The following is a 25,295-nucleotide window of genomic DNA, read 5'->3' as shown; positions in this document are numbered from 1 at the left end:
TCCCCTTAATGTTTGAAGTGTCTGATGCCGGTGAAGACCATGGCAATGCCGTATTCATCCGCTTTTTTGATGGAATCCTCATCACGGATTGATCCGCCTGGCTGAATGATGGCTGTAACGCCCGCTTTTGCCGCTTCTTCGACAGTATCTGGCATTGGGAAATATGCATCCGAACCGAGCGCGCTGCCCTTCGCTTTTTCTCCTGCTTGCTCGATGGCGATTTTCGCTGATCCAACGCGGTTCATTTGGCCTGCTCCCACGCCGACTGTCATGTTGTCCTTCGCGAGAACGATCGCATTTGATTTCACATGCTTCACGACTTTCCAAGCGAGCTTCAAGTCTTCCCACTCTTGCTCATTCGGCTCTCTTTTTGTCGGAATGCTGATCTCCGCATCATCGAAGCCGTGCATATCTAAATCTTGAATCAGCAGCCCGCCTTGAACGGATGTCAGCTGTTTTTCCTTTTGAACAGCAGCAGATACGTCAAGCGTCAGCAGACGAAGATTTTTCTTCGCAGTCAGGACGTCAAGCGCTTCTTGGCTGAATGAAGGCGCAATGATGATTTCTAAGAAAATGTTGTGAAGCACTTCGGCAGTTGCCTTGTCCACTTCACGGTTCAGCGCGATAATGCCGCCGAAGATAGATGTTTTATCCGCTTCAAACGCTCTGTCAAACGCTTCTGAGATTGTTTCCCCGGTCCCAACACCGCACGGATTCATATGCTTCACGGCAACCGCAGCCGGCTCAGTGAATTCACGAACGATTTGAACTGCCGCGTCCGCGTCTTTAATATTGTTGTAAGAAAGCTCTTTGCCGTGGAGCTGTTCTGCTTGCGCAATGGAGCCTTTAACAGGAAGTGCTGTTTGATAGAATGTTGCTTCCTGATGCGGGTTTTCTCCGTAGCGAAGCGATTGTTTTTTCTCAAATGTTACAGTGAATTGCTCTGGTTCTTTTTCACCGACAACGTCTGTCAGATAGTCAGCGATCAGTGCATCATATGCCGCAGTATGACGGAATACTTTTGCCGCGAGCTCGCGTTTTTTCTGAAGAGATACGCTGCCTTCTTCTTTGATTTGCTTCAGCACTGGGCTGTAATCGGCCGGATCGACGATAACCGTCACATCCTGATGGTTTTTTGATGCCGCACGCAGCATGCCAGGTCCGCCGATGTCGATATTTTCGATCGCTTCTTCATACGTGACGTCTTCTTTAGAAATCGTTTCTTTAAATGGATAGAGGTTGACGACAACGAGGTCAATCGGCTGTATCCCGTGTTCATTGATCTGCGCCATATGCTCTTCATTGCCGCGAACCGCCAGAAGACCGCCGTGAATATTCGGGTGAAGGGTTTTTAACCGGCCGTCCATAATTTCAGGAAATCCTGTCACTTCAGAAATTCCGATCACATCCACGCCGTTTTCTTGAAGAAGCTTTTTCGTTCCGCCTGTGGAGATGACTTCAACGCCAAGCTCTGTCAGTTCTTTTACGAAAGGAACGAGATTTGTTTTATCTGAAACACTGATTAATGCACGTTTAATGGTCATGCCTTTTCACCTCTGTTATTTAATCCTAATAGCTGTTTAATCACACTCGGATACCATTTATGCTCAAGCTTGTGAATTCGCTGTTCGATTGTTTCCAATGTATCATGTTCATCAATTTCGATTGCCTTTTGAGCGATGATCGGACCTGTATCCATTCCTTCATCGACATAATGCACGGTGATTCCGGCCACCTTCACACCCGCTCGGAACGCCTGCCCGACTGCGTCGATCCCAGGAAACGCCGGAAGAAGCGACGGGTGAATGTTAATGATTTTCCCTCCATATGCTTGAAGGAGCGTATCACCGATCAGCCTCATATAGCCGGCAAGAACAATCAATTCAACCTCGTGAAGACGAAGCTGTTCAATAATGGCTTTTTCAAATGCAGCCTTGTTTTCATAAGACTTCGGCTCAAATGCAAAGGATGGAATGTGGAATGCTTCCGCCCGTTCGATGACTTTCGCCTGCGGTTTGTCGCAAACGAGGAGCGCTACTGACGCATCCCAGTTCTCCTCCTTCAAACGCGTGACGATGGCTTCGAAGTTTGAACCGTTTCCTGATGCAAATACCGCAATCTTTTTCATGAAAGTGCCGCACCGCCAAATGTGACGCCTTGGCCTTTTTTCACACGCCCGATCAAATAGGCTTTTTCGCCATTGCTTTCAAGTGTGCCGATCACATCTGTCAGATGCTCTTCTTTGACTGCCAAAACAAAGCCGATCCCCATATTAAAGACGTTGAACATGTCTTCTTCCTTCAGCTTGCCGTACTCTTGCAGGAAAGAGAAAATCGGCGGGATCGGCCATGAGCCGTGATCGATTTCCGCACTTAAGCCTTCTGGAAGCATGCGCGGGATATTTTCGATAAATCCTCCGCCTGTAACGTGCGCCATGCCGTCGATTTTTCCGCTTTTGACTGCGGCAAGCACAGGCTTCACGTAAATTCTTGTCGGTTCAAGCAACTCCTCGCCAAGGGAGCGGTCAAACGGTTCATATGTTGTATCAAGGTCCAGCTCCGCATCATCCAGAAGCACTTTTCTGACAAGGGAAAATCCGTTGCTGTGAAGGCCGCTGGAGCTGAGGCCGATCAAGAGATGGCCCTCTTGGATGTTTTCTCCAGTCACGATTTCGTCCTTTTCTGCCACTCCGACTGAGAAACCGGCAATATCGTATTCATCAGCTGTATAGAGCCCCGGCATTTCAGCCGTCTCGCCGCCGACTAAGGCTGAACCTGACTGCTCACAGCCGTCCGCCACACCTTGTACGATCTGTTCAATTTTCACAGGGTCCGCTTTGCCAACCGCTAAATAATCGAGGAAAAACAACGGCTCTGCACCTTGTGCCAGCACGTCATTGACACACATCGCAACAGCGTCCACGCCAATCGTGTCATGCTTATCCATGGAAAAAGCGAGCTTTAATTTTGTGCCGACACCGTCCGTTCCCGAAATGAGAACTGGCTTTTGATAAGAAAGCTCAGACAGGTCAAACATGCCGCCAAAACCGCCAAGGCTGCCCATAACGCCAAGCCGTTTCGTGCGCTCCACGTGTTTTTTCATTCGTTTTACAGCTTCATATCCGGCTTCGATGTCAACTCCTGCGTTTTTATATGCTTCAGACATCCTATTCACTCCTTTAAGGCGCTTTTCAAAATATCTCCCCTAAAGAGGGCAGAAAGAGAAAGGCAGCCGAACTGCGCTGCCTTTATGTCATTTTCAAGTTTTATTTGGTTAATACTGCTTCTTTCACATGAGGAAGCACTGTATCCTGGTAAATTTCAGTCGGATATTTTCCTGTAAAGCAAGCGAGACACTGTCCGCAATTCGAGTCATCGTATTTTCTGCCGATGCCTTTCAGCAGCCCTTCCACACTCAAAAATGAGAGGGTATCGGCTCCGATTTCCTGACGGATTTCTTCAACAGAATGCGAAGACGCGATCAGTTCTTCATGTGTGGAAGTGTCAATGCCATAAAAGCACGGATGGGCGATCGGCGGTGAACTGATTTTCACATGCACCTCTGTCGCACCCGCTTCTCTCAGCATCGTGACAATCCGGCGGCTTGTTGTTCCGCGCACGATAGAGTCATCTACCATCACGACGCGTTTGCCTTCTACAACCCCGCGCACCGCAGACAGCTTCATTCTGACGCCTTGCTCACGCAGAGCCTGGGACGGCTGAATAAACGTTCTGCCAACATACCGGTTTTTGATTAAGCCGAGCTCATACGGAATGCCTGTTGCCTCTGCATAGCCGATTGCCGCTGAAATACTGGAATCTGGAACCCCGGTTACGACGTCAGCTTCAACTGCGGATTCCTGAGCCAGCATTTTCCCAAGGTTTTTACGGGCACTGTGCACGTTAATACCGTCAATATTGCTGTCTGGTCTGGAGAAATAAATGTACTCCATGCTGCAAATGGAACGGTTGATATTCATGGAAAAACGCTCTGATTTCATGCCTTCGTCATTGATGATCAGCATCTCACCCGGTTCTACCTCACGAAGGTACGTTGCGCCGACAACATCAAATGCGCATGTTTCCGATGCGACCACATAAGCGTCGCCCATCATGCCGATCGACAGCGGTCTAAGCCCGTTCGGGTCAAGCGCGACAATCATTTCGGTCTCTGTCATGATCAGAAACGCGTAGGCACCTTTCAGCATGGAAAGCGAGTTTTTAATTTGATCCTTCAGTGTGAAGTGGCCGCTTCTTTTGATCAGATGGGCCAAAACCTCTGTATCCGAAGAGGTTTGAAAAATGCTCCCTTGATTTTCGAGCTGCTGCTTCAGCTGAGTGGCGTTGACAAGGTTTCCGTTATGAGCAAGCGCCAGGCTGCCGTTGTTTTGGGAACGGAAGAGGAGCGGCTGTACATTTTCGTATCCGCCGCCTCCAGCCGTTGCGTACCGAACGTGCCCGATAGCGCCTTTTCCCTTTACTTTGCTGAGTTCGCCATTTTGAAATACTTCAGTGATCAGCCCTTGGCCTTTGTGCGCCGTCAGTTTTTCACCATCAGTCGCTACGATGCCCGCACCCTCCTGCCCTCTGTGCTGGAGGCTATGGAGACCGTAATATGTGATCTGCGGGGCTTCTTCATGCCCCCAAATCCCAAATACGCCGCATTCTTCATTTAAGCCTTTGATTTCAGCAAGCATGGGATAGCTCCTTTCCATGCGCGTTCAAGCTCTTTCGTTTGCGCATGAATCATTTGTTGTCCGTCTTGGTTTTGAATCGCCAGAATTCCGTCAGCCGTTACCTCACCAATATGAACCGCATCTTTTACAGCTGCTTCAAACGCTGCTTGGTGTTCTTTTTTCACTGAAACAACAAAGCGGGATTGAGATTCAGAGAATAATAACGCTGCTTCCCCTTCTACAGTTACGTTAGCGCCAAGGTTTTCCGTCGTCATGACACTTTCCGCAATCGCTACGCCTAGGCCGCCTTCAGACACATCATGCGCAGATTGAACGAGGCCTTTTTTAATCGCTTCAAGCAGTGCTCTTTGGCGTGACAGTTCGACATCAAGATCGATTTGCGGCGCTTTGCCGTAAATGCGGCCTTCTGTCATTTTTTGCAGCTCGCTTCCGGCAAACTCTGGTTTTGTTTCGCCGATCACATACACAAGATCGCCCGCTTGTTTGAAATGCTGTGTTGTAATGTGTGCTGTATCTTCAATTAAGCCGACCATGCCAATAACAGGTGTCGGGTAGATCGCCGTGCCGTTTGATTCGTTATAAAGTGATACGTTTCCGCCGATAACCGGTGTGCTGAGAACATTGCACGCTTCACTGATGCCGTCTGCCGCTTTTTCGATCTGCCAAAAGATTTCCGGCTTCTCAGGGTTTCCGAAGTTAAGGTTATCCGTGACTGCAAGCGGTTCTGCGCCTGAGCAAATGATATTGCGCGCCGCTTCAGCAACAGCAATTTTCCCGCCGACTTCAGGATCAAGATAGAGATAACGCGCGTTACAGTCTGTCGTCATCGCCAGCGCCTTTTTCGTTCCGCGGATTCTGAGAACACCAGCATCAGACCCGGGAGCGACAACTGTATTCGTGCGCACCATGTAGTCATACTGGTCGTAAACCCACTCTTTGCTCGCAATCGTCGGCTGCTGAAGAAGCGCCTTCAGCGTTTCATTCGCATCTTCAATTTGCGGGGCAGGAACGTCCGTTTCCAAAAACTCGCGATAGTAAGCAGGCTCTTGAGAAGGCTTATGGTAAACCGGTGCTTCTTCTGCCAAGGCATCAACAGGCAGCTCGCACACAACCTCTCCTTTGTGTGTCAGGCGAAGCATTTTATCATCTGTCACACGTCCGACAGAAACCGCTTCAAGATCGTACTTGTCAAAAATATCGATGATTTCCTGCTCACGTCCGCGCTCGATGACCAAAAGCATCCGTTCCTGTGATTCAGATAGCATCATTTCATACGCGCTCATGCCTGTTTCGCGCTGAGGAATCAGGTCAAGGTTCATTTCAATACCAGAGCCGGCTTTACTTGCCATTTCTGCACTTGAGCTTGTTAAACCGGCAGCTCCCATATCCTGAATGCCGACTAAGGCGTCGCATTGGATGACTTCCAGACACGCTTCAAGCAAAAGCTTCTCCATAAACGGATCGCCGACTTGGACAGCAGAACGCTTTTCTTCAGATGAGTCTGACATCTCTTCAGAAGCAAACGTAGCGCCGTGGATTCCGTCACGCCCTGTTTTCGCTCCTACGTACATTACGGTATTGCCGACACCCTTCGCCTGGCCTTTTTTGATGTCTTCATGATTGATTAAACCGACGCACATTGCATTGACAAGCGGATTTCCTTCATAGCTGCTGTCAAATTGCACCTCTCCGCCGACTGTCGGGATGCCGATACAGTTGCCGTATCCGGCGATACCCGCTACTACTTCTTCAAACAAGTACTTCACTCGCGGTGAAGTCAGTTCACCAAATCGAAGAGAGTTCAATACAGCGATTGGACGGGCACCCATCGAGAATACGTCACGGATAATTCCGCCTACGCCAGTGGCAGCGCCTTGGTAAGGCTCTAGAGCTGATGGGTGGTTATGTGATTCAATTTTAAAGACAACCGCTTGGTTATCACCGATATCAACGATTCCGGCGCCTTCCCCCGGCCCCTGCAGCACACGCTCGCCGCTTGTCGGGAATTTACGCAAAATCGGCTTTGAGTTTTTGTAGCTGCAATGCTCAGACCACATGACAGAAAAAATTCCGATTTCAGTGTAGTTCGGCAATCTTCCAAGAATGGATTCTATCAATGCAAACTCATCATCACTGACACCCATTTGCTGATATAGTTTCTCTTCTTTTATTTGTTCTTTACTTGGTTCAAGCAGTAGTGACATGAGTTTCCCTCCAATTTTTCACGATAGACTGGAACAATTTAAGACCGTCGGCGCTTCCAAGCAGTTCATCGACCGCGCGTTCAGGGTGAGGCATCATGCCTAATACATTGCCTTTCTCATTCACGACACCGGCAATGTCGCTGACACTTCCATTAATATTAGAGCCGTATGTGAAAGCAATTTGATTGTTTTCCTTTAATGAAGCAAGCGTCTCGTCATCACAGTAGAAATTCCCTTCACCATGGGCAACCGGGATTGTAATCGATTGTCCCTTTTCGTAGGAAGCTGTGAATAATGTTTCGTCGTTCTGCACAATCAATTCAACCGGACGGCAAATGAACTTCAAATCTTTGTTGCGTCTCATTGCGCCTGGCAGAAGCCCAAGCTCCTGTAAAATCTGGAATCCGTTGCAGACGCCAAGAACAGGTTTTCCTTCAGCCGCCGCCTGTTTGACAGCTGGCATAATATTCGCAAATCGGGCGATGGCGCCGCATCTTAAGTAATCGCCATAAGAAAATCCTCCCGGAATTAACACGCCGTCGAAGCCGTCAAGACTTGTTTCCTCATGCCAGACGTATTCCACTTCATGGCCGAGCTCATCCTTTACAGCATGATACATATCGATATCACAGTTGGAGCCGGGTAACACAATCACCGCAAATTTCACTGTGCGACTACCTCCTCAACTTCATATCTGTAATCTTCAATCACTGTATTTGCAAGAAGTTTTTCGCACATTTCTTTCACTAGCACGTCAAGATCACGGTCAGATTTTTCAATGGTAAGCTCCATGTATTTCCCGATGCGCACATCTTGAACTTCGTTGTAAGTCATACTGTGCAAGGCATGCTGGACAGCGCTCCCTTGTGGATCTAGTACACTTTCTTTTAAGCTGACATAAACTTTTACTTTATACATGATGAATGCCTCCCAGTCTTTTGAAAATCTCTTCGTATGCGTCGGTTAAGCTTCCCAGATTGCGTCTGAATAAATCTTTGTCCAACTTTTCGTTCGTTTCTTTATCCCACAAGCGGCATGTGTCAGGAGAAATTTCATCCGCCAAAAGCACTTGCCCTTCTGCATCTAATCCGAATTCAAGCTTGAAATCTATTAATCTGACATGACAATCGTCGAAAATGCTTTGAAGCTCTTCATTTACTGTTTTTGTAATGGACTTAATGGTCTCTACCTGCTCAGGAGTCGCCGCCTTCAAAAGCCAAATATGATCTTCGGTGATGAGCGGATCACCCAGGGCGTCATCTTTGTAGTAAAACTCGATAATCGGCTGTTCAAGTTCCGTGCCTTCTGGAATACCGAGACGTTTGGACATGCTTCCTGCCACAACATTTCTGACGACGACTTCAAGCGGCACGATCGTTACCTTTTGAATGAGCTGCTCCGTTTCCGAAATGCGCTCGATAAAGTGATTGTTAATGCCCTTTGTATGAAGATGTTTGAAAATCAAGCTTGAAATCTCGTTATTTAAGCGTCCTTTTCCGCTGATTTCTGCTTTTTTCTCGCCGTTAAAGGCAGTGGCGGAGTCTTTATACACAACATACAGCGTGTTTTCGTCATCGGTTTTGTAGATCTTTTTTGCTTTTCCTTCATATAAAAGTTCATTCTTCACAATATTCACGGAAGGCCTCCTAACCCGAATGTTGGGAATTTTCAAACTGCGGCGGCTTAGAAGAAGCCGCTAAAAGCTTCTTCTATGCTAAACCTAAACGTTCAAAGATCAGATCAACATTTTTCAGATGGTAGTTGTAATCAAAACAGTCAGCAATTTTTTCCGGAGAAAGACGTGACGTAATTTTCTCTTCCGCTTCCACAAGCTCACGGAACGGCACTTGTTTTTCCCACGCTTCCATTGCTTTCGGCTGAACAGTATCATAGGCTTCTTCACGTGTCAGGCCTGTGTCGATCAAAGCAAGCAGCACACGCTGGGAATAGATAAGGCCTAGAGTGCGGTCCATGTTGCGCTTCATGTTTTCCGGGAAGACCGTTAAGTTTTTCACGATGTTGGAGAAGCGGTTCAGCATATAGTTCAGCGCAATTGTCGCATCCGGAAGAATAATCCGTTCTGCTGAAGAATGAGAAATATCGCGCTCATGCCATAATGGAACATTTTCGTAAGCTGTCATCATGTAGCCGCGGATCACGCGCGCAATGCCTGTCATGTTTTCAGAACCGATCGGATTTCGTTTATGCGGCATTGCAGATGATCCCTTTTGCCCTTTCGCGAAAAATTCCTCAACTTCACGTGTCTCACTCTTTTGCAATCCGCGGATTTCCACAGCGAATTTCTCGATGCTTGTCGCGATCAAAGCAAGTGTTGCCATGTAGTCAGCATGACGGTCACGCTGAAGGGTTTGAGTTGAAATCGGTGCTGCTTTCAATCCGAGCTTCTCACAGACATATTGCTCAACAAATGGATCAATGTTCGCATATGTGCCGACAGCGCCGGAAATCTTTCCAACCTCGATGCCTGCTTTGGCTTGTTTAAAACGCTCAAGATTACGTTTCATTTCTTCATGCCAAAGCGCAAGTTTTAAGCCGAATGTTGTAGGCTCAGCGTGTACGCCGTGTGTGCGCCCCATCATGACTGTGTATTTATGTTCTTTTGCTTTTTCTTTAATAATGTCAACAAATCTCTCAAGATCCTTGAGCAGAATATCGTTTGCCTGTTTTAATAAGTAGGAAAGAGCCGTATCAACAACATCAGTTGACGTTAAGCCGTAGTGCACCCATTTTCTTTCTTCGCCCAGTGATTCGGAAACGGCGCGTGTAAAAGCGACAACGTCATGGCGCGTGTCCTTTTCGATTTCTAAAATGCGGTTGATGTCAAATGACGCGTTCTCACGCATAACCTTTACATCTTCTTTCGGAATGACGCCAAGCTCTGCCCACGCTTCACAGGCAAGAATCTCTACCTCCAGCCATGCTTGAAATCTGTTTTCGTCCGTCCAAATCGCAGACATTTCAGGTCTTGAATAACGTTCGATCATTCTGCTTGTCCTCCGTCTCTATTCATCCATTTATTTGTGATCTCCTGAATCCATTCGTCTTCAGGCTGCTTCATAAATGTAATATGCCCCATTTTGCGGCCTTTTTTGATTTCATGTTTTCCGTATATATATAGCTTTGCCTCTTTTAAAAGATCCGGGTCTTCCTCAACAAGCTTTACTTCATTGCCGAGAAGATTCACCATCATGCCCGGCTTCAGCAAATCTGTCTTGCCAAGCGGGAGCCCGCATACCGCTCTGATATGCTGTTCAAACTGGCTCGTCTCGCAAAGGTCCAGCGTATAATGCCCAGAATTGTGCGGTCTTGGCGCCAGTTCATTAACCAAAAGCTCTCCGTCCTCTGTCAGGAACATCTCAACAGCAAGCGGCCCAACAAGATTGAGCTCATCAGCAAGCTTAACGGCCAGCTCAGCAGCCTTCTGCTGAATCTCTTCCCCGACCCGTGCAGGCACAATGCTTTGGAAAAGAATATTGTTGTGGTGAATGTTTTCAGCTGCCGGAAATGTTGAAACTTCTCCGTTTACCGATCTGACGACGATCACCGACAGTTCCATTTTAAAAGAAACCCAGCTTTCAAGAATGCAGGTTCCGTGTTCTAAAAGAGCGGCTGCCTGCTCTATTTGCGCCTCTTCTTTTATCACAAATTGGCCTTTGCCGTCGTACCCGCCGCGGCATGTTTTCAGCACTGCCGGAAGCCCCAGCTCCTGTACCGCCTGTTTCAATTCATTCTGTGTTTTGACGATGCTGTACGGGGCGACTTCACAGCCCGCGGCTTGAATTGCTTTTTTCTCTGTTTCTCGGTTTTGGGTAATGAGCAGCAGCTCACTTCCTTGCGGGAGATACGCATGGTCTTTCAGCCAATGCAGCGCATCATAGTCAATGTTTTCAAACTCATATGTGATGATATCGCTGATTTCAGCCAATTGTCGAATCGCTTCACGGTCATTATAATGAGCGGTAATTTCGACATCCGCAACCTGTCCGCACGGCGAATCTTTCACAGGATCAACGACCGCGACTTTATACCCCATTTGTTTGGCGGATACAGCCATCATTTTCCCAAGCTGGCCGCCGCCGATTATGCCGATTACAGCTCCCGGATAGATGATTTGTTTAGACAAGCTGATCACTGCTTTCTAACACCGTCTGTTTTGTATTTTCTCTTCTCTCATCCAGCTTACGGGCAAGATCTTCGTCAAAAGCTGACAAAATTTGCGCCGCTAACAGGCCTGCGTTCACTGCGCCCGCTTTGCCTATGGCTGTCGTCGCAACAGGTACGCCTCCAGGCATTTGGACGATGGATAGCAGTGAATCCATGCCGTTCAGCGCCTTGGACTGGACCGGCACTCCAATGACCGGAAGCGTTGTTTTCGCCGCCGTCATCCCAGGCAGATGCGCCGCTCCACCGGCGCCGGCGATGATCACCTTGATGCCTCTTTCTCTGGCAGTTTCAGCGTATTCAAACATAAAATCAGGCGTCCGGTGAGCGGAAACGACCTTTTTTTCGTATGGAACATTAAGTTCGTCAAGTATGTCGCATGCGTGTTTCATTGTCTCCCAATCGGAAGTGCTTCCCATGATGATTCCTACTAGCGGCTGCATTCTGTTCCCACCTTCTAATGCTTTAGTTTTCAGAAAATAAAAAATACCCGAATTTGCATTGCACTTATGAGGAAGCAATACAAACCGGGCATGGTACATGTATCGTCAGTCGTTCGCTTCTGCGATATATCCATGTCAGTTTTATCGATCACTTTCCTGCATAGTCCGGCAATTTACGGTTGCCGGGTAGAAACTTATGGGCCATATTCCCAAGATTATATGAGGTCGTGTTTTGATTTCATGTTTATCTTAACAACGGACATGGATAATGTCAACGATATTATCGAACGATACAAAAATTCATTCTACTAATGTTCGTGTTTTAGATCAATTTCCCTTCAAATACGATTTTTTTCCCGCACGTAACGATCTGAATTGACCCATTTTCCTTTTTTTCCATAAAAATAGGCTCTTCCATTCGCCTTACAGGCAGATAACCTTCTTCTTTCATTTGCTGAAGCACCGCATCAATCGTTTGCTGCTCTGTCACTTCAAACTTTTTCTTCTTCGGCTTTGCCATTATTCTTTAATTCTCCTCTTCTTCACCGCTTTGACCCAGAAGCCCCCGTGGATTGTTTTTGGTTCGTACGCAATAATAAAGGCCTTTGAATCAAGTGTTTTAATCGTATCATATAGCTGGAGTTCATATCTTCTCGGCGTCAGAATCTGAAGGGCTGTACGGTCACCTTCGAGTCCGCCGGCCACCCAGTTTGTCACGCCGTAGCCTTTTTCACGTAGCTGCTTCGGAAGATCAAGATCGAGCTCCTTCGTAATGACGTTGACCATAATATAGCCAAGTGCCAATTTTTCTTCTATTTTCATGCCGACAATCACGCCAAGACCGTAACCGAGCGCGTACGCGATCACGTTTTGAATCTGGTCTAGGTTGTCAAGCACAAGACTCAGCCCTGTCACATAAACCAGTATTTCAATCGTGCTGATGCCGGCCGCTAAATAACGCTGTCCTTTCAGCGTTAATATCATTCTTATCGTAAAAAATGACACATAGACAATGTTAATAATGAGAATTATGAGAACCATGGCTATCCCATTTGATAAGATGGTTTGCATCATTTTATTTCATCCCCCTACTCTTCAGCTTGCATAAAGCATTCATATTCTACTAGAGAAATGAGTCGTTTACAATGAGCCGAGGCCGAAAGCCTAAGGAAAATATTTCGACACGCTTTATGAGGTTAAACAGTAGTAGTTTACCCGCTTTCTCATCTTTTCAAAATCAAAAAAAGCCCGCTTTTCAGCAGACTCACCTCTTCTCATCTATTGTCAGATCTCTTTTTTCATTTTCAGAAGGGACTTGTATTCTTTCTCAAGCTCACTCAGCGTGTAGTGAGCCAGCTGTTCCCCTCTTCCCTGATAAAATTCCGAGAGCAGTAATTTGGTTTTTAAAAATTGCTTCTTTTGATTAATTGCGCGGCGAAGTACTTCAGCCATGTCCATCATCCTCCTTCAATATAAAGGTTTTTGCGCTGGACGTTTACAGCATTTTCCCCATCATACACGGGTTAATCCTACAAATCAACTATGTTTTTTAGATATATTTGTAAAAAGTGTGACATGAAAAAACCGGCTGCTTTGAGCCGGTTTTTTCATTAAAGCGGAATCAGCGATGCCGTGAAATATTCAGAAATAAACGGCCAAGTCACTGCCGTAAACAGCAGCGCTATCCCCACCACAGCCAATACACAATAGATATAATCAATCGGTGCATCTTCTGCCGCCTGGTACACCCGCTGTACATACAGCGCGATGATAAAAAAGATGGAAAACAGGATCAGCACCGTAAACAGAACTGTCAGCATTGGGATATTCACAATCGCAAAGATCAGCCATATAATTGAAACAGCTATCACCGGTACAAGCAATGAACCCAATACGGCAGCCGCTTCTCTGAACGTCACCTTCTGCTTCATCATGTAACGGGAGACAGCCCATATAGCAAAGACCATTACCGCGAAAAAGATCAGCAAATACACTAGAACAACTAAAAACCCGTCATAGAAAGCATGATGGCGTTCTCCGAAACCGAGCGGCCGGTTCCAGCTCGCCTTTAACTGAAACCAGTTCCCAATTGAAAAGATCACACTGAATATAAGCATTGAAATCAGACCGTACTTATAATGAGAAAAACCATCCGCTATGACGGTTTTCGCCGGTGATTTTAAAATCGAGAATGCAAAACCGCAGTATCTGTTGATGGCTGCCCATACAGACGCAAGCTTGTCTTTAACAGCCGATTCACCGCGTTCCTGGCGCGGTTTCTGCTTTTGTTTTTGCTTCTGCTTGCTTTGGCGGCTTGCCTTTCTGGACATTCTCGATAGCGGTTCTTCATCTGCATCTATTCTTTCACTCTGGTTAATTTCTTCTTCAAACGTTTCTTTTCTTTCTTCCGTCATGTCAGCAACTCCTATCAAAAAAATACGGCGGAATACCATTCAGCAAGAAAATAAAACACTTATATAAGGTACCGAAGCCTTCCTGAACAGTCAAGTCATTTCCATTTAAGTAAAGCATGGCTTCACATCTACATGACGGTATATCGTATGAAATGGTTTTATCTTTTGCAACAAAAAAACCAGCTGCACCGGCAGCTGGTTTTTCATTCCTTATTTTAAGAAGAGAAAGTACAGGACAAATACAACAAACAGCCCGTACATGATTGGATGAACCTCTTTGGCTTTTCCTTTGCACACCATCGTAATCGGATAGAAAATAAATCCGATGGCAATGCCAGTTGCAATGCTGTACGTTAACGGCATCATGATCATGGTAAGGAAAGCAGGAACGGCCACCTCGAACTTATCCCAAGCGATTTTGCCAAGCGGCGCCACCATCAATGCACCAACAATAATAAGCGCTGGCGCTGTTACATTTGACGTAACGACTGATAGGAGCGGCGAGAAAAACGTAGCCAGTAAGAAGAGAATCCCTGTTACAATTGCGGCAAATCCTGACCGGGCACCCGCAGCGACACCTGAGCTTGATTCCACGTAAGAAGTTGTTGTAGACGTACCAAGCACGGCACCGATCACAATAGAAGATGAATCAGCTAAAAGCGCACGGCCCGCACGCGGCAATTTGTTTTCCTTCATTAAACCAGCTTGTGTTGCCACAGCAACAAGTGTACCAGCTGTATCAAAAAATCCGACAAACAAGAATGTTAAAATAACGATCAGCATTTGTACGGAGAAAACATCCGGAAGGTGAATCCACGCTTGTCCAAAAGTCGGCGCAAGGCTCGGCACACTGCCGATAATTTGAGTCGGAACCGGAATCAAACCGAAAGTCATGCCGGCAACCGCTGTTAACAGCATCCCGATAAACACGCCTGCGTTCACGCGAAGCACCATTAAAATAACCGTGACAATCACACCGAAAATGGTTAACAGCACAGGACCGCTGTGAATGTTTCCGATCGTGACGAGCGTAGAAGGGTTTGCAGTAATGATTCCTGATCCCTGTAAGCCAACGAATGTAATAAACAGGCCGATCCCCGCACCGACTGCCAATTTCAGCTCAGGCGGAATGGCATTGATAATTTTTTCACGAAAACCTGTTAAAGAAAGAGCAACGAAAATAAGACCTGAAATAAAAACACCAGACAAAGCTGCCTGCCATGAAATACCCATACCAAGGACAACAGAAAACGCAAAAAACGCATTCAGCCCCATACCGGGCGCGATGGCGATCGGATATCTCGCTATTAATCCCATTAAGATACATCCTGCTGCAGACGCCAGCGCTGTCGCCGTAAAGACCGCACCTTGGTCAATTCTCAGCGCCTCCGGAAAATCTTTCACGCTGTCCAAAGCAAGCGTAATCGGATTGACGAACAAAATATATGCCATAGACAAAAAAGTCGTTAATCCGCCAATGATTTCATTGCGATAGCTGGTGCCCAGCTCATCAAACTGAAAATACTTTTTCAAGCTATTTGACTCCCTTCACTCTTTGCTATTTATCCTGCCCTGAAATCGCCAAATAAAAAACGCCCCAATCATTTTGGGACGCTTGACTACAGACGGATTTCAGTTCGAATAAATAAACGTGTTTTATTTATATCAAACGAAAGAAATGTTTACGTAGTCAAGCCATTTACGGTAGCTTGGTAGAAACTTGCGAGCCATATTCCCGCGATTATACGAATTCACCTTATTTGATTTCTGTGTCTATTGTACCAAGTTCAATTTGAATTGACAATATAAACAACGAACATTACTTATTAAAAAAATTGGTTTATTCGTCTATTGACTAAATGAGCAACAATGATAAAAACCGTATGTATGGCAACATACGGCTTTTCGACTTATGATTATTTTTTTTCGGTAGGTTGACTCACCTGATGCACTGGTACAGTAAACGAGATTGGCTTTTGTTGAATCAGGTGATTTAAAACGCCTTTATCAATATACAGGCCGTACTCATTAAACTCAAAATGCTTTAAAGACAGCTTATCAAGGTAGGCATCATCCAGTTCAAAAGTAGATACCATTTCGGCGGTGTTCATATTTTTCACTTTAGCTGTATTTGCTTTCAAATAATAACCTTCTTCATAATCACCCACTGGATCAAGCCAAGATTGCATTTTTTTCGTATCACCAAGGCCAATCGTTTCACCGATATTCACTAAGTCATTTTCATTCATGCTTGAGGTATCAATTCCAGTGAAGCGATAATGAACCAATACTTTCGTCCCTTTTTGGTTAATGTTATTGATTTCAATCCCTATGTTTTGATGGTTTGTTTCTGAAATATGAAACGGCATCTCTGCATTTAGCGGGACAATTTCACTGCCCTCTGCCTCAGATTTAATATTTGCTATTAATGTTAGCTTTTTTGCCTTTGGATTAATTGGTGATTCTAACTGTGTTTGTCTTTTTGCTCTTACCGATCTCTCGTTTACTTTTTTGCGGTCTCCAAGTTGGATGTTTGACGCTGTCATCTCATATGTGTTTCCTAAATCATCTTTGACTTCGTTAATTTCAACCGTATCATGCTTTGCTACGCCTTGATAATCGATTGTAAATTGAAGGACAGATCCGAGCTTTCCGTTCTCCACTTGAATATTGGAAAATTGATAACGATTGTGATGCACTGATACCACTTTCGAGCTTTCTAAATAACTAGCATTCTTTTTGGTAATAGGCAGTTTGAATCTCCAATTTCCCTGTATTTCATTGATATGAGTAATCACAAAAGGCACGGTATCCCCATTTTTTATTTCTGTCCCTTTTGTATAAAGCCTTAATTGACCAGCATATTGTTTGTTATTTAATTTTTTGAGCATTAAGGAATCGTAGTTGATTGAAAAATTATTGTTAAAACTCGCTTTACTCACATTATAACTGAGCTCTTTTTCATTAGACTGGAGGTTATCAACAGTAAAGTTATACACAAGCTGCCCGGCATCGTAATAAGAGCTGTTTACCGAAACAGTGATTCCCCTTGACTCAGCTTTTTCATTCAAAGCTGTGACCAGATTGCTTTTAAACAATGATAGGCCAACTTTATCTTGAAACTCCTTATAAATTTGGCCGACAATGGGTATGCTCCCCATCGCTTTGTTTACAGAAGGCAGAAAAAGACCGGACGTTAAATACAGTATACCTACCACAGCAGCAACAGCGATTCCATTTGTAATAGTTCGTGCCCATTTAAAACGGCGCCTTGTGTTGCTCTCATTTTCAGCACGAACAACAGCTTGATGTATTGCTTTTTTTAGCGCTGTCTTAGGCACTTCAATGTCATCAAATATCTGCTTCATTTGGTGTTTGTCCATTTGTTTTGATCCTCCTTTTCCAGCTCCTGTTTCAATGCTTTTCTCGCTCTATGTAAATGGGTTTTAATTGTGCCTTCTGCCATTCCTGTTTGTTCAGCTATCATTGAAATCGAATAATCTTGAAAATAATAGAGCTGTATCGTGAGCTGAACATGTTCATCAAGTAAATCAATCGCATTTCGCAAGTCTATGTATTCCTCAATATTTGCTTGATTGGTTCCAGCATCATGATGTTTCTCAAATGGAACCAAATCTCCTTTCTTTTTATTCATGGCAAAAATGGTATGAATCAATATTCGAGTAAGCCACGTTAAAAAATACTTTGGCTCTTTTAGTTTTTCTATACTGATAAAAGCTTTATAAGCTGTTTCCTGTACAGCATCAAGTGCATCTTCTTTATTTCTTAAATAAAGATAAGCGGTTTTATATAAAGTCTCCTGATGTGCCAGCACAAGCTTTTCAAAGGCCCGAGCATTTCCTTTTCTCGCCTTTGTAATCAATCTTTCTTCCTTCACCTTATCCACCTCCTATGTTGTTAGATACGAAAACTGCCGAAACGGTTTCAAAAAGTTAACAAAAAAACGCCCCTTTTGAAAAAGGGACGTTTTTCTCGTTGTTATTTACTTACTCCCACTCAATCGTCGCAGGCGGCTTGCTTGTAATATCGTACACCACGCGGTTAATGTGCTTCACTTCGTTTACGATACGTGTCGAAATGACTTCAAGCACATCCCACGGGATACGCGCCCAGTCAGATGTCATGCCGTCGATTGATGTAACGGCGCGGATTCCGATTGTGTAATCATATGTTCTTGCGTCACCCATCACACCAACGCTGCGGATGTCAGGAAGAACCGTGAAGTATTGCCAGATATCACGCTCTAAGCCGTGATTTGCAATTTCTTCACGCAAGATTGCATCTGATTCACGAACGATTTCTAGTTTTTCTTCTGTTACTTCGCCAAGAACGCGGATTCCGAGTCCCGGTCCTGGGAACGGCTGGCGCCACACGATTTCATCCGGAATGCCGAGCTCTGTGCCAAGCGCGCGCACTTCGTCTTTAAAGAGCGTGTTTAACGGCTCGATCAGCTCAAACTGCATGTCTTCAGGAAGCCCGCCGACATTGTGGTGAGATTTGATCGTTTGCGCCGTTGCGGTACCGCTCTCGATGATATCTGTGTAAAGCGTACCTTGTGCAAGGTAGTCGATGCCTTTGAGCTTGTCCGCTTCATCATCGAATACGTAAATGAATTCATTACCGATGATTTTGCGTTTTTGCTCAGGATCAGAAACGCCTTTTAGTTTATTTAAGAATCGATCTTGTGCGTCTACTTTAATCACGTTCATGTTAAAGCCTTCGCTGAATGTTTTCATAACACCCTCAGCTTCGCCTTTACGGAGAAGACCATGGTCTACAAAGATACAAGTCAGCTGGTCGCCGATCGCTTTATGAATCAAAACAGCAACAACAGAGGAATCAACGCCGCCGCTTAGCGCGCAAAGAACCTGTTTGTCTCCGACCGTTTCACGGATTTTTTGCATTTCGATTTCGATAAAGTTCTCCATTGACCATTCGCCTTCGCATTCGCAAACTCCGAATACAAAGTTTTTCAGAAGATCATTGCCGTATTCAGAGTGGCGCACTTCCGGGTGGAACTGAACGCCGTACCATTTTTTGTCTGCTTTGCTCATTGCTGAGTTTGGGCAGTGATGGCTTGTCGCGTCAACAGTGAAGCCTTCAGGAACTTCTACAACCAAATCGCCGTGGCTCATCCAAACCACTTGTTCATTCGGAAGATCTCTGAACAAATCAGGTGTGCCTTCGATGTGGATGTTTGCTTTTCCGTATTCACGCTGGCTTGCCGCTTCAACTTTACCGCCAAGGTAATGAGTCATTAGCTGCATGCCGTAGCAAATTCCCAATACAGGAATATCAAGCTCGAAGATTTTCTCGTCACAGCGGAAAGAGTCTTCATCATACACACTGTTTGGACCGCCGGATAAAATAATTCCTTTTGGATTCATTTTTTTAATTTCTTCAGCCGTCAATGTATGTGGATGCAGCTCGCTGTATACACCGAATTCACGGATACGGCGTGTAATCAGCTGGTTATACTGACTGCCGAAATCAAGGACAAGAATCATTTCATTCACTAACTTTGTCATGGTTGTCACCTAATCTCCTCTAAGTTTTTTGACACAGAAAAAAACGAGGACAGATATGAAGCTCGCTCCGCCCTCTTTGGCAAGGCCGTTTGCCGGAGTCAGGCCAACTCGCTCCCAGACTCCGATAATATTCACTAATTCTAACAACACGTCGATAAGTGGTCAAGACCATCTTCTTTTAATTAAATTTTCCCATAACTCTCTCGAATCATTCCATAGCGCCGAAGAATCTTCATTTCTGTAAAGCGCCCTTTCATAGCTTAATGTCAGCTTTGACATGTCTTCTATGTCGTATTTTTCATCGATTCGTTTCGCATAATCACGCAGCGTTTCACTGTCTCGTTTCGGCAGTCCTTTTCTCTTCAGTTGTTTCAGCAGTGCGCCATATGCCTCAAAAAACGCGTGCTGATCGCTGCGCCGCTTCAATTTCCTCACAGCGAAAACAGGAATCCATAACGAACGGAAAGCATACAGCAATACCGCTGCCACCAGGAGGACTGCAAGAACCACAAGCGCAGCATACCAGCCTGCACCGGCATTTGTATGCGAAGCGGACGGCTTTTTAGAAACAGCTGGCTCCCGTTTTTCCTTTGGCTTTACCTCTTTTTGCGGCTGTTTTTTCTCTTCTTTCTGTTTCTCTTTTGTTTTCTTCGGCGAGCTGCTGTTATCGCTGCCAGAGTCCTTTGTTTCAGAAGAAGTAAATTGAGCCGGATTAGTAAACCCTTTAGTCGGCTCAAATGTAACCCAGCCCTGTTCCGGGAAGTACACCTCTACCCAGGAATGGGCATTGTTATTTGTCACTTCGTAGATGCTGCCATTTTTGTTTCCTGCTTCTTTGTATTCGCCGGACGTATAACCCTTTACCCAGCGGGCCGGAATGCCGGCCGAGCGCAAGAGCACCACCATGGCGGAAGAAAAGTTATCACAATAACCCATTTTCGTTTCAAACAGAAATTGATCGACATAATCCTCATCATTCTTAGGAATGGGCACTTTTTCTGTTTCATATGTGAACGCATTTGACCCTAAATAGTCCTCAACCGCTTTCACCTTATCAAACATATTGTCGTGATCCTGAGTCAGTTTGATCGCAAGGGTTCTCACCCGCTCTGGCAGTGAATCTGGAAGCTGCATGTAGCGATCGCTGAATGTGTACTCCTCACTGTTTTTTCTCACTTTTACCTTTCTCAGTTCATCCAGCTTATAGACCGGGGAATTGTACGCTACTTTATAATTCCCCATATTTCTGATTTCACCGGCTTGTTCACTGATCGGAGAAATTTGCTCCGTGTTGCCGTTCATTTCAAGTGAGACAGCCTGCTTTGGCTGAATGGTGACCGCACCAATCGGATACATCAAATGGTTGTACCCATAGTGCTTATCAACCTTTACACGGACTGTGCGGCGCTCTGTTGCCACTTTATGGTCAAACCACAGATTTTCCACTTTTCCTCCGCTAAGCTGATATGACATGCCTGTGTCTGTTTCAACCCAGCCTTTCCCGGTATACGTATCCTTCGTTTCCACACGGAAATACGTCCGCTCTTTTCCCTGCCATGTAAAAACGGGTGTAGCATCCTGCTGGAACGGGCCGCCGAGTGATTCATCATGATTCCCGTATCCGATTTTGCTTTCTCCTGCAGACACGCGGTCTTGATGAGTGATTTTTTTAAGAAAAGGCACCGGATCAGGCCAGGCCGGATCTGATTTTGGAGCGGCGAGTCCGAATCCCACTGCAGCCAAAACCAATACAGATAAAGGAAGAAACCACTTCAGGACAGATGTTTTTGGCAGTGTGATTCTTTCCATTAGCTTAATGCGTTCTAAGTATAAAAGGCCCAGCATAAAGAAGCCGATCAGCACGATACGGATGACGGCAAAAGTGGCATCATATGGCGTAAAGGTATCAAGAATCGTAATATACGCTACTGTCATCATAAAGAAAAACAAAATTCTTCTCTGGTAAATCACCCAATAATGCAGGAGATAGACCAGCAGCCACAGCAGCACAAAAAACAGCAGGGTCCGAAAAGAAGGAATCATATCATTCCATTGCCCTGATTGAATCAGCGTGATATTCAGATAGACATCCTGCAAAAAAGAGCTGACCCAGCTCAAGTCGAATAGAGATCCTTGATAAAACAGGATGTGTATCGAGAGCAATGTAAATAAGATACAAAAAGGAACGGTGACAAACCACCTCATCCGGAAAAAAGTCAGCAGAAACGTCAAGCCGATAAAGACAATAAAAAAGCCCGTATGTTTCGTTTCAGTAAAACTGTTGAGCGGCCTGAGCCACTCCCACAACAATAAAAAAGCCAGAAAATAAAATAACAGCAAGCTCAAACGGCTTCCCTTCTGATCATCGTGCGGCATGTGAACCCGTCACCTCTCTTTCTAAACAACACGCGAAACTTGTCCGCCCCTCATGACCTGAACTCTGATTTGGCGTTTCATCATGCGTTCAATCACGATATTTTCAGCTTGAGAAAGCTCAGCATCTTTCTCTTTTGCCAGTATCACCGTAACCCGGCCGCCTCCGATTTCTGCGAGGTGCAGCAGATCTTCCGTTACCTGTCCCGTGACGACCACTTGATCGGCTTGGCGAACAGATGGCTTTCCCAGCTCCTCCCGTACATATCGGCTTATCGGGTCAGCCGCATTACAATGAACCACTGCTAAATGCCGAAGCATGTGCTTAAAATGCTGATCCCCTTCCTGAATGGGGAAAATGTTTTTTTCCTTTCCGACGGAAGCCAATCCTGCGCCCGCTCCGTTTTTTAAAACAGAATAAAGGATCGAAGCAGTCGCTGAAACGACCTCTTCGAATGCTTCAGAGGGAAAACGGTCCATCAGAAGAAACAGATTTTTGCTTCGGGAAGGTTCAAATTCCTTCGTCATCAGCTGGCTCCGCCGTGCAGAAGTCTTCCAATCTAATGCAGCAAACCGGTCTCCCGGCTGATAATTCCGCACACTTGCTGCGACTGAGGAATGGTGCTGATGAATAGGAGAAGAACCGCTTACACCGTCTTCCTGATGCCTCTCATTCACCTGATAGGAAAAACGCTGAAAGGTTGGATAAACAAACAGGATATCTCCCAGCTCAAAAAATGCTGTTTTTTCAATCAAGCCAAGAACATCTCCGGTTCGCACCCTGACAGCATGAAAGTGATGCTCTCCGCGCGGTACCCGAGCTAATTCATACGACATCGTCATACTCCGTTTAAACCAAGGAAAAACAAGCCGTTTGGCCGCGGCTTCGTCTCGCTTCAAGGACTCAATTCCTTCTGGCAGGCAATCTTCAATCACCATATACATCAGGGGAAACGGCAGCTTCCGTCTCAGCGTAATCGTCACGCCCAGCCTGTCCCCCGCATGCAATTGTGTTTTATCCATCTGCCGTGAAGCCTGGAAGGAGCGGAGCGGATACAATGCCAGCAGCCCGGCATACAAGACAAAAGGGAGAAACGCGTAAAACAAAAACCAGCTGACAAAGCCGCCCTGAAACATCGCATAAGAAAAAACAGCAGCCGTCAATAAAGTTAATATTATCAGCTTCCAACCATATACAAGCCATTGCCATTTCTTATTCATCAGCGGACCGACGACCTTTGAACCGGCACCTTCACAGCTGACATGATCTCCCCTACGATCGCTTCTGCCTGAATCCCTTCAAATTTTGCCTCAGGATGAAGCATCATCCGGTGCGGCAGCGTGAAAGGAGCTAAATATTGAATATCATCCGGGATGACATAGTCGCGATGATGCAGCAGCGCGTAGGCCTGTGCCGCTTTCATGAGAGCGATTGAGCCGCGCGGACTGACACCTAATTGAACAGAGGGATGCTGTCTCGTTTTCTGCACGATTTCAACGATATATTCTTTAATACTGTCATCGGCACGGACATTTTGCACTTCCCGCTGCAAACGGATGAAATCTTCTCTAGTAATAACCGGCTCAAGCGTCTCAATCGGATGGCTTTTTTCCTGAAGAGATAAGACATCAAGCTCTTCATTAAAGGACGGATAACCCATCCGAAGTTTGAATAAAAAACGGTCAAGCTGGGCTTCCGGCAAAGGATAGGTCCCTTCATATTCGACCGGGTTTTGCGTTGCCATCACAAAAAACGGAGCGGCAAGCGGCATCGTATGGCCATCTACCGTTACGCTTCCCTCTTCCATCGCTTCAAGCAAAGCCGACTGTGTCTTCGGAGAAGTACGGTTGATTTCATCGGCCAGCACGATATTTCCCATAATCGGACCGGGACGATATTCAAATTCCATCGTTTTTGCATTATAGATAGATACCCCTGTTACATCAGATGGCAGCAAATCCGGAGTGAATTGGATTCTTTTGAAATCGGCGCTGATTGACTTCGCCAGCGCGCGGACCATCATCGTTTTTCCGACTCCGGGTACATCCTCAAGCAGCACATGCCCTTTGGCAAGAAGGGCTGCTAAGCTGAGTATGGCGATGTCTCGTTTTCCAACCATTACTCTATTAATATGTTCAACTGCTTTCCCCAGCAAAGGATGCAGGTCTTCTTGATATGCCATTCTTTTCCTCCTATTTATCTACAAAATTCATCATATCGTAACCTAACTTTACCACAAAAAGAGATTTGTATAAAAAAACGATTCTAGCAAATTGTTTCCAACCCAAGCAGAAGAAATCACGCAAAAAAGCTTCCTGTGACAGGAAGCTCCATTATTTTTGTTCCAAAGGCTCCATATGAACATGTGAATAGTCAATCGCATGCTCCTCCTTCATCCTCCGCTCAATTTCATTGGCTATATCGTGGCTTTCCGTAATATTTAAATCTGCCGATACCTCAACCACCACATCAACATGAACCGTACTGCCCAAGTATCTTGCTTTAATGTCTTTTAAACGGCTCACACCCGAGATTTTTTCAATCGTCTGTTTATAAGCTGAAATGTCCTTTGTATCGAATCCATCAGTCAAAGAGTGAGATGACTCTTTAAAAATATCCCATGCGGTCTTGCAAATGAGAAGACCTATCACAAACGCAGTGACCGTATCAATCCAAGCCAGATGGAATTGAGCAGACACAATGCCGATAAACGTGCCGATACTGACGAACGCATCTGATTTATTATCAGCAGCCGCAGCAAGGAGCGCCTGGCTCTTTACCTTCTTGGCCAGCCTTTTATTGTACTGGTAAACGACCAGCATCAGTGCTGCCCCGCCTGCTGCCGTCCAAGCCGCGATCATATCCGGCGTCTCTTGCTTAGCAGAAAAAATAGATTCTCCGGCATTGAACAGCACTTGCAAACCGACAACCATCATAATAAAGGATGCGATAAGCGATGCAATCGTTTCCGCCCGAAAGTGGCCGTATGGATGATCTTCGTCAGGAGGTTTTTGAGAGATGCGCAGGCCGATCAGAACAGCAACAGAAGCAATAATGTCAGTTGTGTTATTTAACCCGTCTGCCATAAGTGCTTCCGAGTGAAAAAAATAACCGATGATCAGTTTAATCGCGGAAAGGACAAGATACGCAGCAATACTGACCAGCGCCCCGGATTCGCCTTTTTTCAATTCATCATACCTCTCCATACAAAAACCTCCTCTCCGCTCACGTTTTCCTATGATTATCATACAAAGCTGAACCGCAGTGGGTCTACAGAAACATGATTCACCTACCACAGAAAAATAGTGATGATGGAACACTTTTTCTCTAATCCAATTTATTGTGACTCTAAAAAGCCCTTTAAACCTAATGAAAATCTACACATTAGCGATCCTTAGAATTGGAAATATCAAACAAACTTGCAAAAGTGAAT

At 45.5% G+C, this 25,295-nt stretch carries 23 protein-coding genes and 2 riboswitches; all 23 genes read right to left on the bottom strand.

The window, feature by feature from the left end; all coding sequences use genetic code 11:
- Window positions 1-5: 5 nt before the first annotated feature.
- A complete protein-coding gene (gene purH / locus C1T29_RS04080; RefSeq protein ID WP_103750060.1) occupies window positions 6-1,544 on the bottom strand; it encodes a bifunctional phosphoribosylaminoimidazolecarboxamide formyltransferase/IMP cyclohydrolase in 1,539 nt (512 codons plus the stop codon).
- The gene (gene purN, locus C1T29_RS04075; RefSeq protein ID WP_103750061.1) at window positions 1,541-2,128 is read right to left on the bottom strand and encodes a phosphoribosylglycinamide formyltransferase; all 588 of its coding nucleotides are present in this window, start codon (window positions 2,126-2,128) and stop codon (window positions 1,541-1,543) included. The genes purH and purN overlap by 4 nt, the downstream gene beginning before the upstream one ends.
- Window positions 2,125-3,165, bottom strand: a complete 1,041-nt coding sequence (purM, locus tag C1T29_RS04070; RefSeq protein WP_103750062.1) for a phosphoribosylformylglycinamidine cyclo-ligase — start codon at window positions 3,163-3,165, stop codon at window positions 2,125-2,127. Before purM ends, purN begins: the two co-directional genes overlap by 4 nt.
- A 100-nt stretch (window positions 3,166-3,265) precedes the next feature.
- Window positions 3,266-4,696 (bottom strand): amidophosphoribosyltransferase, encoded by a 1,431-nt coding sequence (gene purF / locus C1T29_RS04065; protein ID WP_003233947.1) that lies wholly within the window; start codon window positions 4,694-4,696, stop codon window positions 3,266-3,268.
- Window positions 4,672-6,900 carry a phosphoribosylformylglycinamidine synthase subunit PurL gene (gene purL / locus C1T29_RS04060; protein ID WP_103750063.1) on the bottom strand — a complete coding sequence of 743 codons (2,229 nt, stop codon included), beginning with the start codon at window positions 6,898-6,900 and terminating at the stop codon, window positions 4,672-4,674. Before purL ends, purF begins: the two co-directional genes overlap by 25 nt.
- A complete protein-coding gene (gene purQ / locus C1T29_RS04055; RefSeq protein ID WP_014663062.1) occupies window positions 6,884-7,567 on the bottom strand; it encodes a phosphoribosylformylglycinamidine synthase subunit PurQ in 684 nt (227 codons plus the stop codon). The genes purL and purQ overlap by 17 nt, the downstream gene beginning before the upstream one ends.
- Entirely contained in the window at window positions 7,564-7,818 is a 255-nt protein-coding gene (gene purS / locus C1T29_RS04050; RefSeq protein WP_003219409.1) for a phosphoribosylformylglycinamidine synthase subunit PurS, read from the bottom strand. The genes purQ and purS overlap by 4 nt, the downstream gene beginning before the upstream one ends.
- Window positions 7,811-8,536, bottom strand: a complete 726-nt coding sequence (gene purC, locus C1T29_RS04045; protein WP_014663061.1) for a phosphoribosylaminoimidazolesuccinocarboxamide synthase — start codon at window positions 8,534-8,536, stop codon at window positions 7,811-7,813. Before purC ends, purS begins: the two co-directional genes overlap by 8 nt.
- 73 nt (window positions 8,537-8,609) lie before the next feature.
- A complete protein-coding gene (purB, locus tag C1T29_RS04040; RefSeq protein WP_103750064.1) occupies window positions 8,610-9,905 on the bottom strand; it encodes an adenylosuccinate lyase in 1,296 nt (431 codons plus the stop codon).
- Entirely contained in the window at window positions 9,902-11,044 is a 1,143-nt protein-coding gene (purK, locus tag C1T29_RS04035; protein ID WP_103750065.1) for a 5-(carboxyamino)imidazole ribonucleotide synthase, read from the bottom strand. Before purK ends, purB begins: the two co-directional genes overlap by 4 nt.
- Window positions 11,037-11,525: a 5-(carboxyamino)imidazole ribonucleotide mutase gene (gene purE / locus C1T29_RS04030; RefSeq protein WP_014663058.1), complete on the bottom strand. Its 489-nt coding sequence runs from the start codon at window positions 11,523-11,525 to the stop codon at window positions 11,037-11,039. Before purE ends, purK begins: the two co-directional genes overlap by 8 nt.
- Window positions 11,526-11,666: 141 nt before the next feature.
- A riboswitch (purine riboswitch) is annotated at window positions 11,667-11,768 on the bottom strand.
- 79 nt (window positions 11,769-11,847) lie between these two features.
- Window positions 11,848-12,045 carry an NETI motif-containing protein gene (locus C1T29_RS04025; protein WP_103750066.1) on the bottom strand — a complete coding sequence of 66 codons (198 nt, stop codon included), beginning with the start codon at window positions 12,043-12,045 and terminating at the stop codon, window positions 11,848-11,850.
- On the bottom strand, window positions 12,045-12,599 hold the full coding sequence (locus tag C1T29_RS04020; RefSeq protein WP_009966729.1) for a DUF2179 domain-containing protein: 555 nt from the start codon (window positions 12,597-12,599) through the stop codon (window positions 12,045-12,047). The genes C1T29_RS04025 and C1T29_RS04020 overlap by 1 nt, the downstream gene beginning before the upstream one ends.
- Before the next feature lie 210 nt (window positions 12,600-12,809).
- Window positions 12,810-12,977, bottom strand: a complete 168-nt coding sequence (locus C1T29_RS04015) for a Fur-regulated basic protein FbpA (RefSeq protein ID WP_014663056.1) — start codon at window positions 12,975-12,977, stop codon at window positions 12,810-12,812.
- 158 nt (window positions 12,978-13,135) lie between these two features.
- Window positions 13,136-13,939: a DUF6574 domain-containing protein gene (locus tag C1T29_RS04010; RefSeq protein ID WP_040083965.1), complete on the bottom strand. Its 804-nt coding sequence runs from the start codon at window positions 13,937-13,939 to the stop codon at window positions 13,136-13,138.
- Window positions 13,940-14,149: 210 nt separating this feature from the next.
- On the bottom strand, window positions 14,150-15,472 hold the full coding sequence (gene pbuG / locus C1T29_RS04005; RefSeq protein ID WP_103750067.1) for a hypoxanthine/guanine permease PbuG: 1,323 nt from the start codon (window positions 15,470-15,472) through the stop codon (window positions 14,150-14,152).
- Between the two features lie 134 nt (window positions 15,473-15,606).
- A riboswitch (purine riboswitch) is annotated at window positions 15,607-15,708 on the bottom strand.
- Window positions 15,709-15,855: 147 nt separating this feature from the next.
- Window positions 15,856-17,322, bottom strand: coding sequence for a DUF4179 domain-containing protein (locus tag C1T29_RS04000; RefSeq protein WP_103750068.1), 1,467 nt, complete (start codon window positions 17,320-17,322; stop codon window positions 15,856-15,858).
- On the bottom strand, window positions 17,304-17,837 hold the full coding sequence (locus tag C1T29_RS03995; protein ID WP_103750069.1) for a sigma-70 family RNA polymerase sigma factor: 534 nt from the start codon (window positions 17,835-17,837) through the stop codon (window positions 17,304-17,306). The genes C1T29_RS04000 and C1T29_RS03995 overlap by 19 nt, the downstream gene beginning before the upstream one ends.
- 109 nt (window positions 17,838-17,946) lie before the next feature.
- Window positions 17,947-19,488, bottom strand: coding sequence for a glutamine-hydrolyzing GMP synthase (gene guaA, locus C1T29_RS03990; RefSeq protein ID WP_103750093.1), 1,542 nt, complete (start codon window positions 19,486-19,488; stop codon window positions 17,947-17,949).
- 162 nt (window positions 19,489-19,650) lie between these two features.
- The gene (locus tag C1T29_RS03985) at window positions 19,651-21,864 is read right to left on the bottom strand and encodes a transglutaminase TgpA family protein (protein ID WP_103750070.1); all 2,214 of its coding nucleotides are present in this window, start codon (window positions 21,862-21,864) and stop codon (window positions 19,651-19,653) included.
- A gap of 21 nt (window positions 21,865-21,885) precedes the next feature.
- On the bottom strand, window positions 21,886-23,082 hold the full coding sequence (locus C1T29_RS03980; protein WP_103750071.1) for a DUF58 domain-containing protein: 1,197 nt from the start codon (window positions 23,080-23,082) through the stop codon (window positions 21,886-21,888).
- Window positions 23,082-24,044 carry an AAA family ATPase gene (locus C1T29_RS03975; RefSeq protein ID WP_040083971.1) on the bottom strand — a complete coding sequence of 321 codons (963 nt, stop codon included), beginning with the start codon at window positions 24,042-24,044 and terminating at the stop codon, window positions 23,082-23,084. The genes C1T29_RS03980 and C1T29_RS03975 overlap by 1 nt, the downstream gene beginning before the upstream one ends.
- A gap of 151 nt (window positions 24,045-24,195) precedes the next feature.
- Window positions 24,196-25,068 carry a manganese transporter MneS gene (gene mneS / locus C1T29_RS03970; protein WP_103750072.1) on the bottom strand — a complete coding sequence of 291 codons (873 nt, stop codon included), beginning with the start codon at window positions 25,066-25,068 and terminating at the stop codon, window positions 24,196-24,198.
- Window positions 25,069-25,295: the final 227 nt, after the last annotated feature.

It is taken from the genome of Bacillus sp. MBGLi79, from assembly GCF_002953915.1.
The sequence above is the reverse complement of the archived record's forward strand: the minus strand, read 5'-3'. Positions and strand labels throughout refer to the sequence as shown.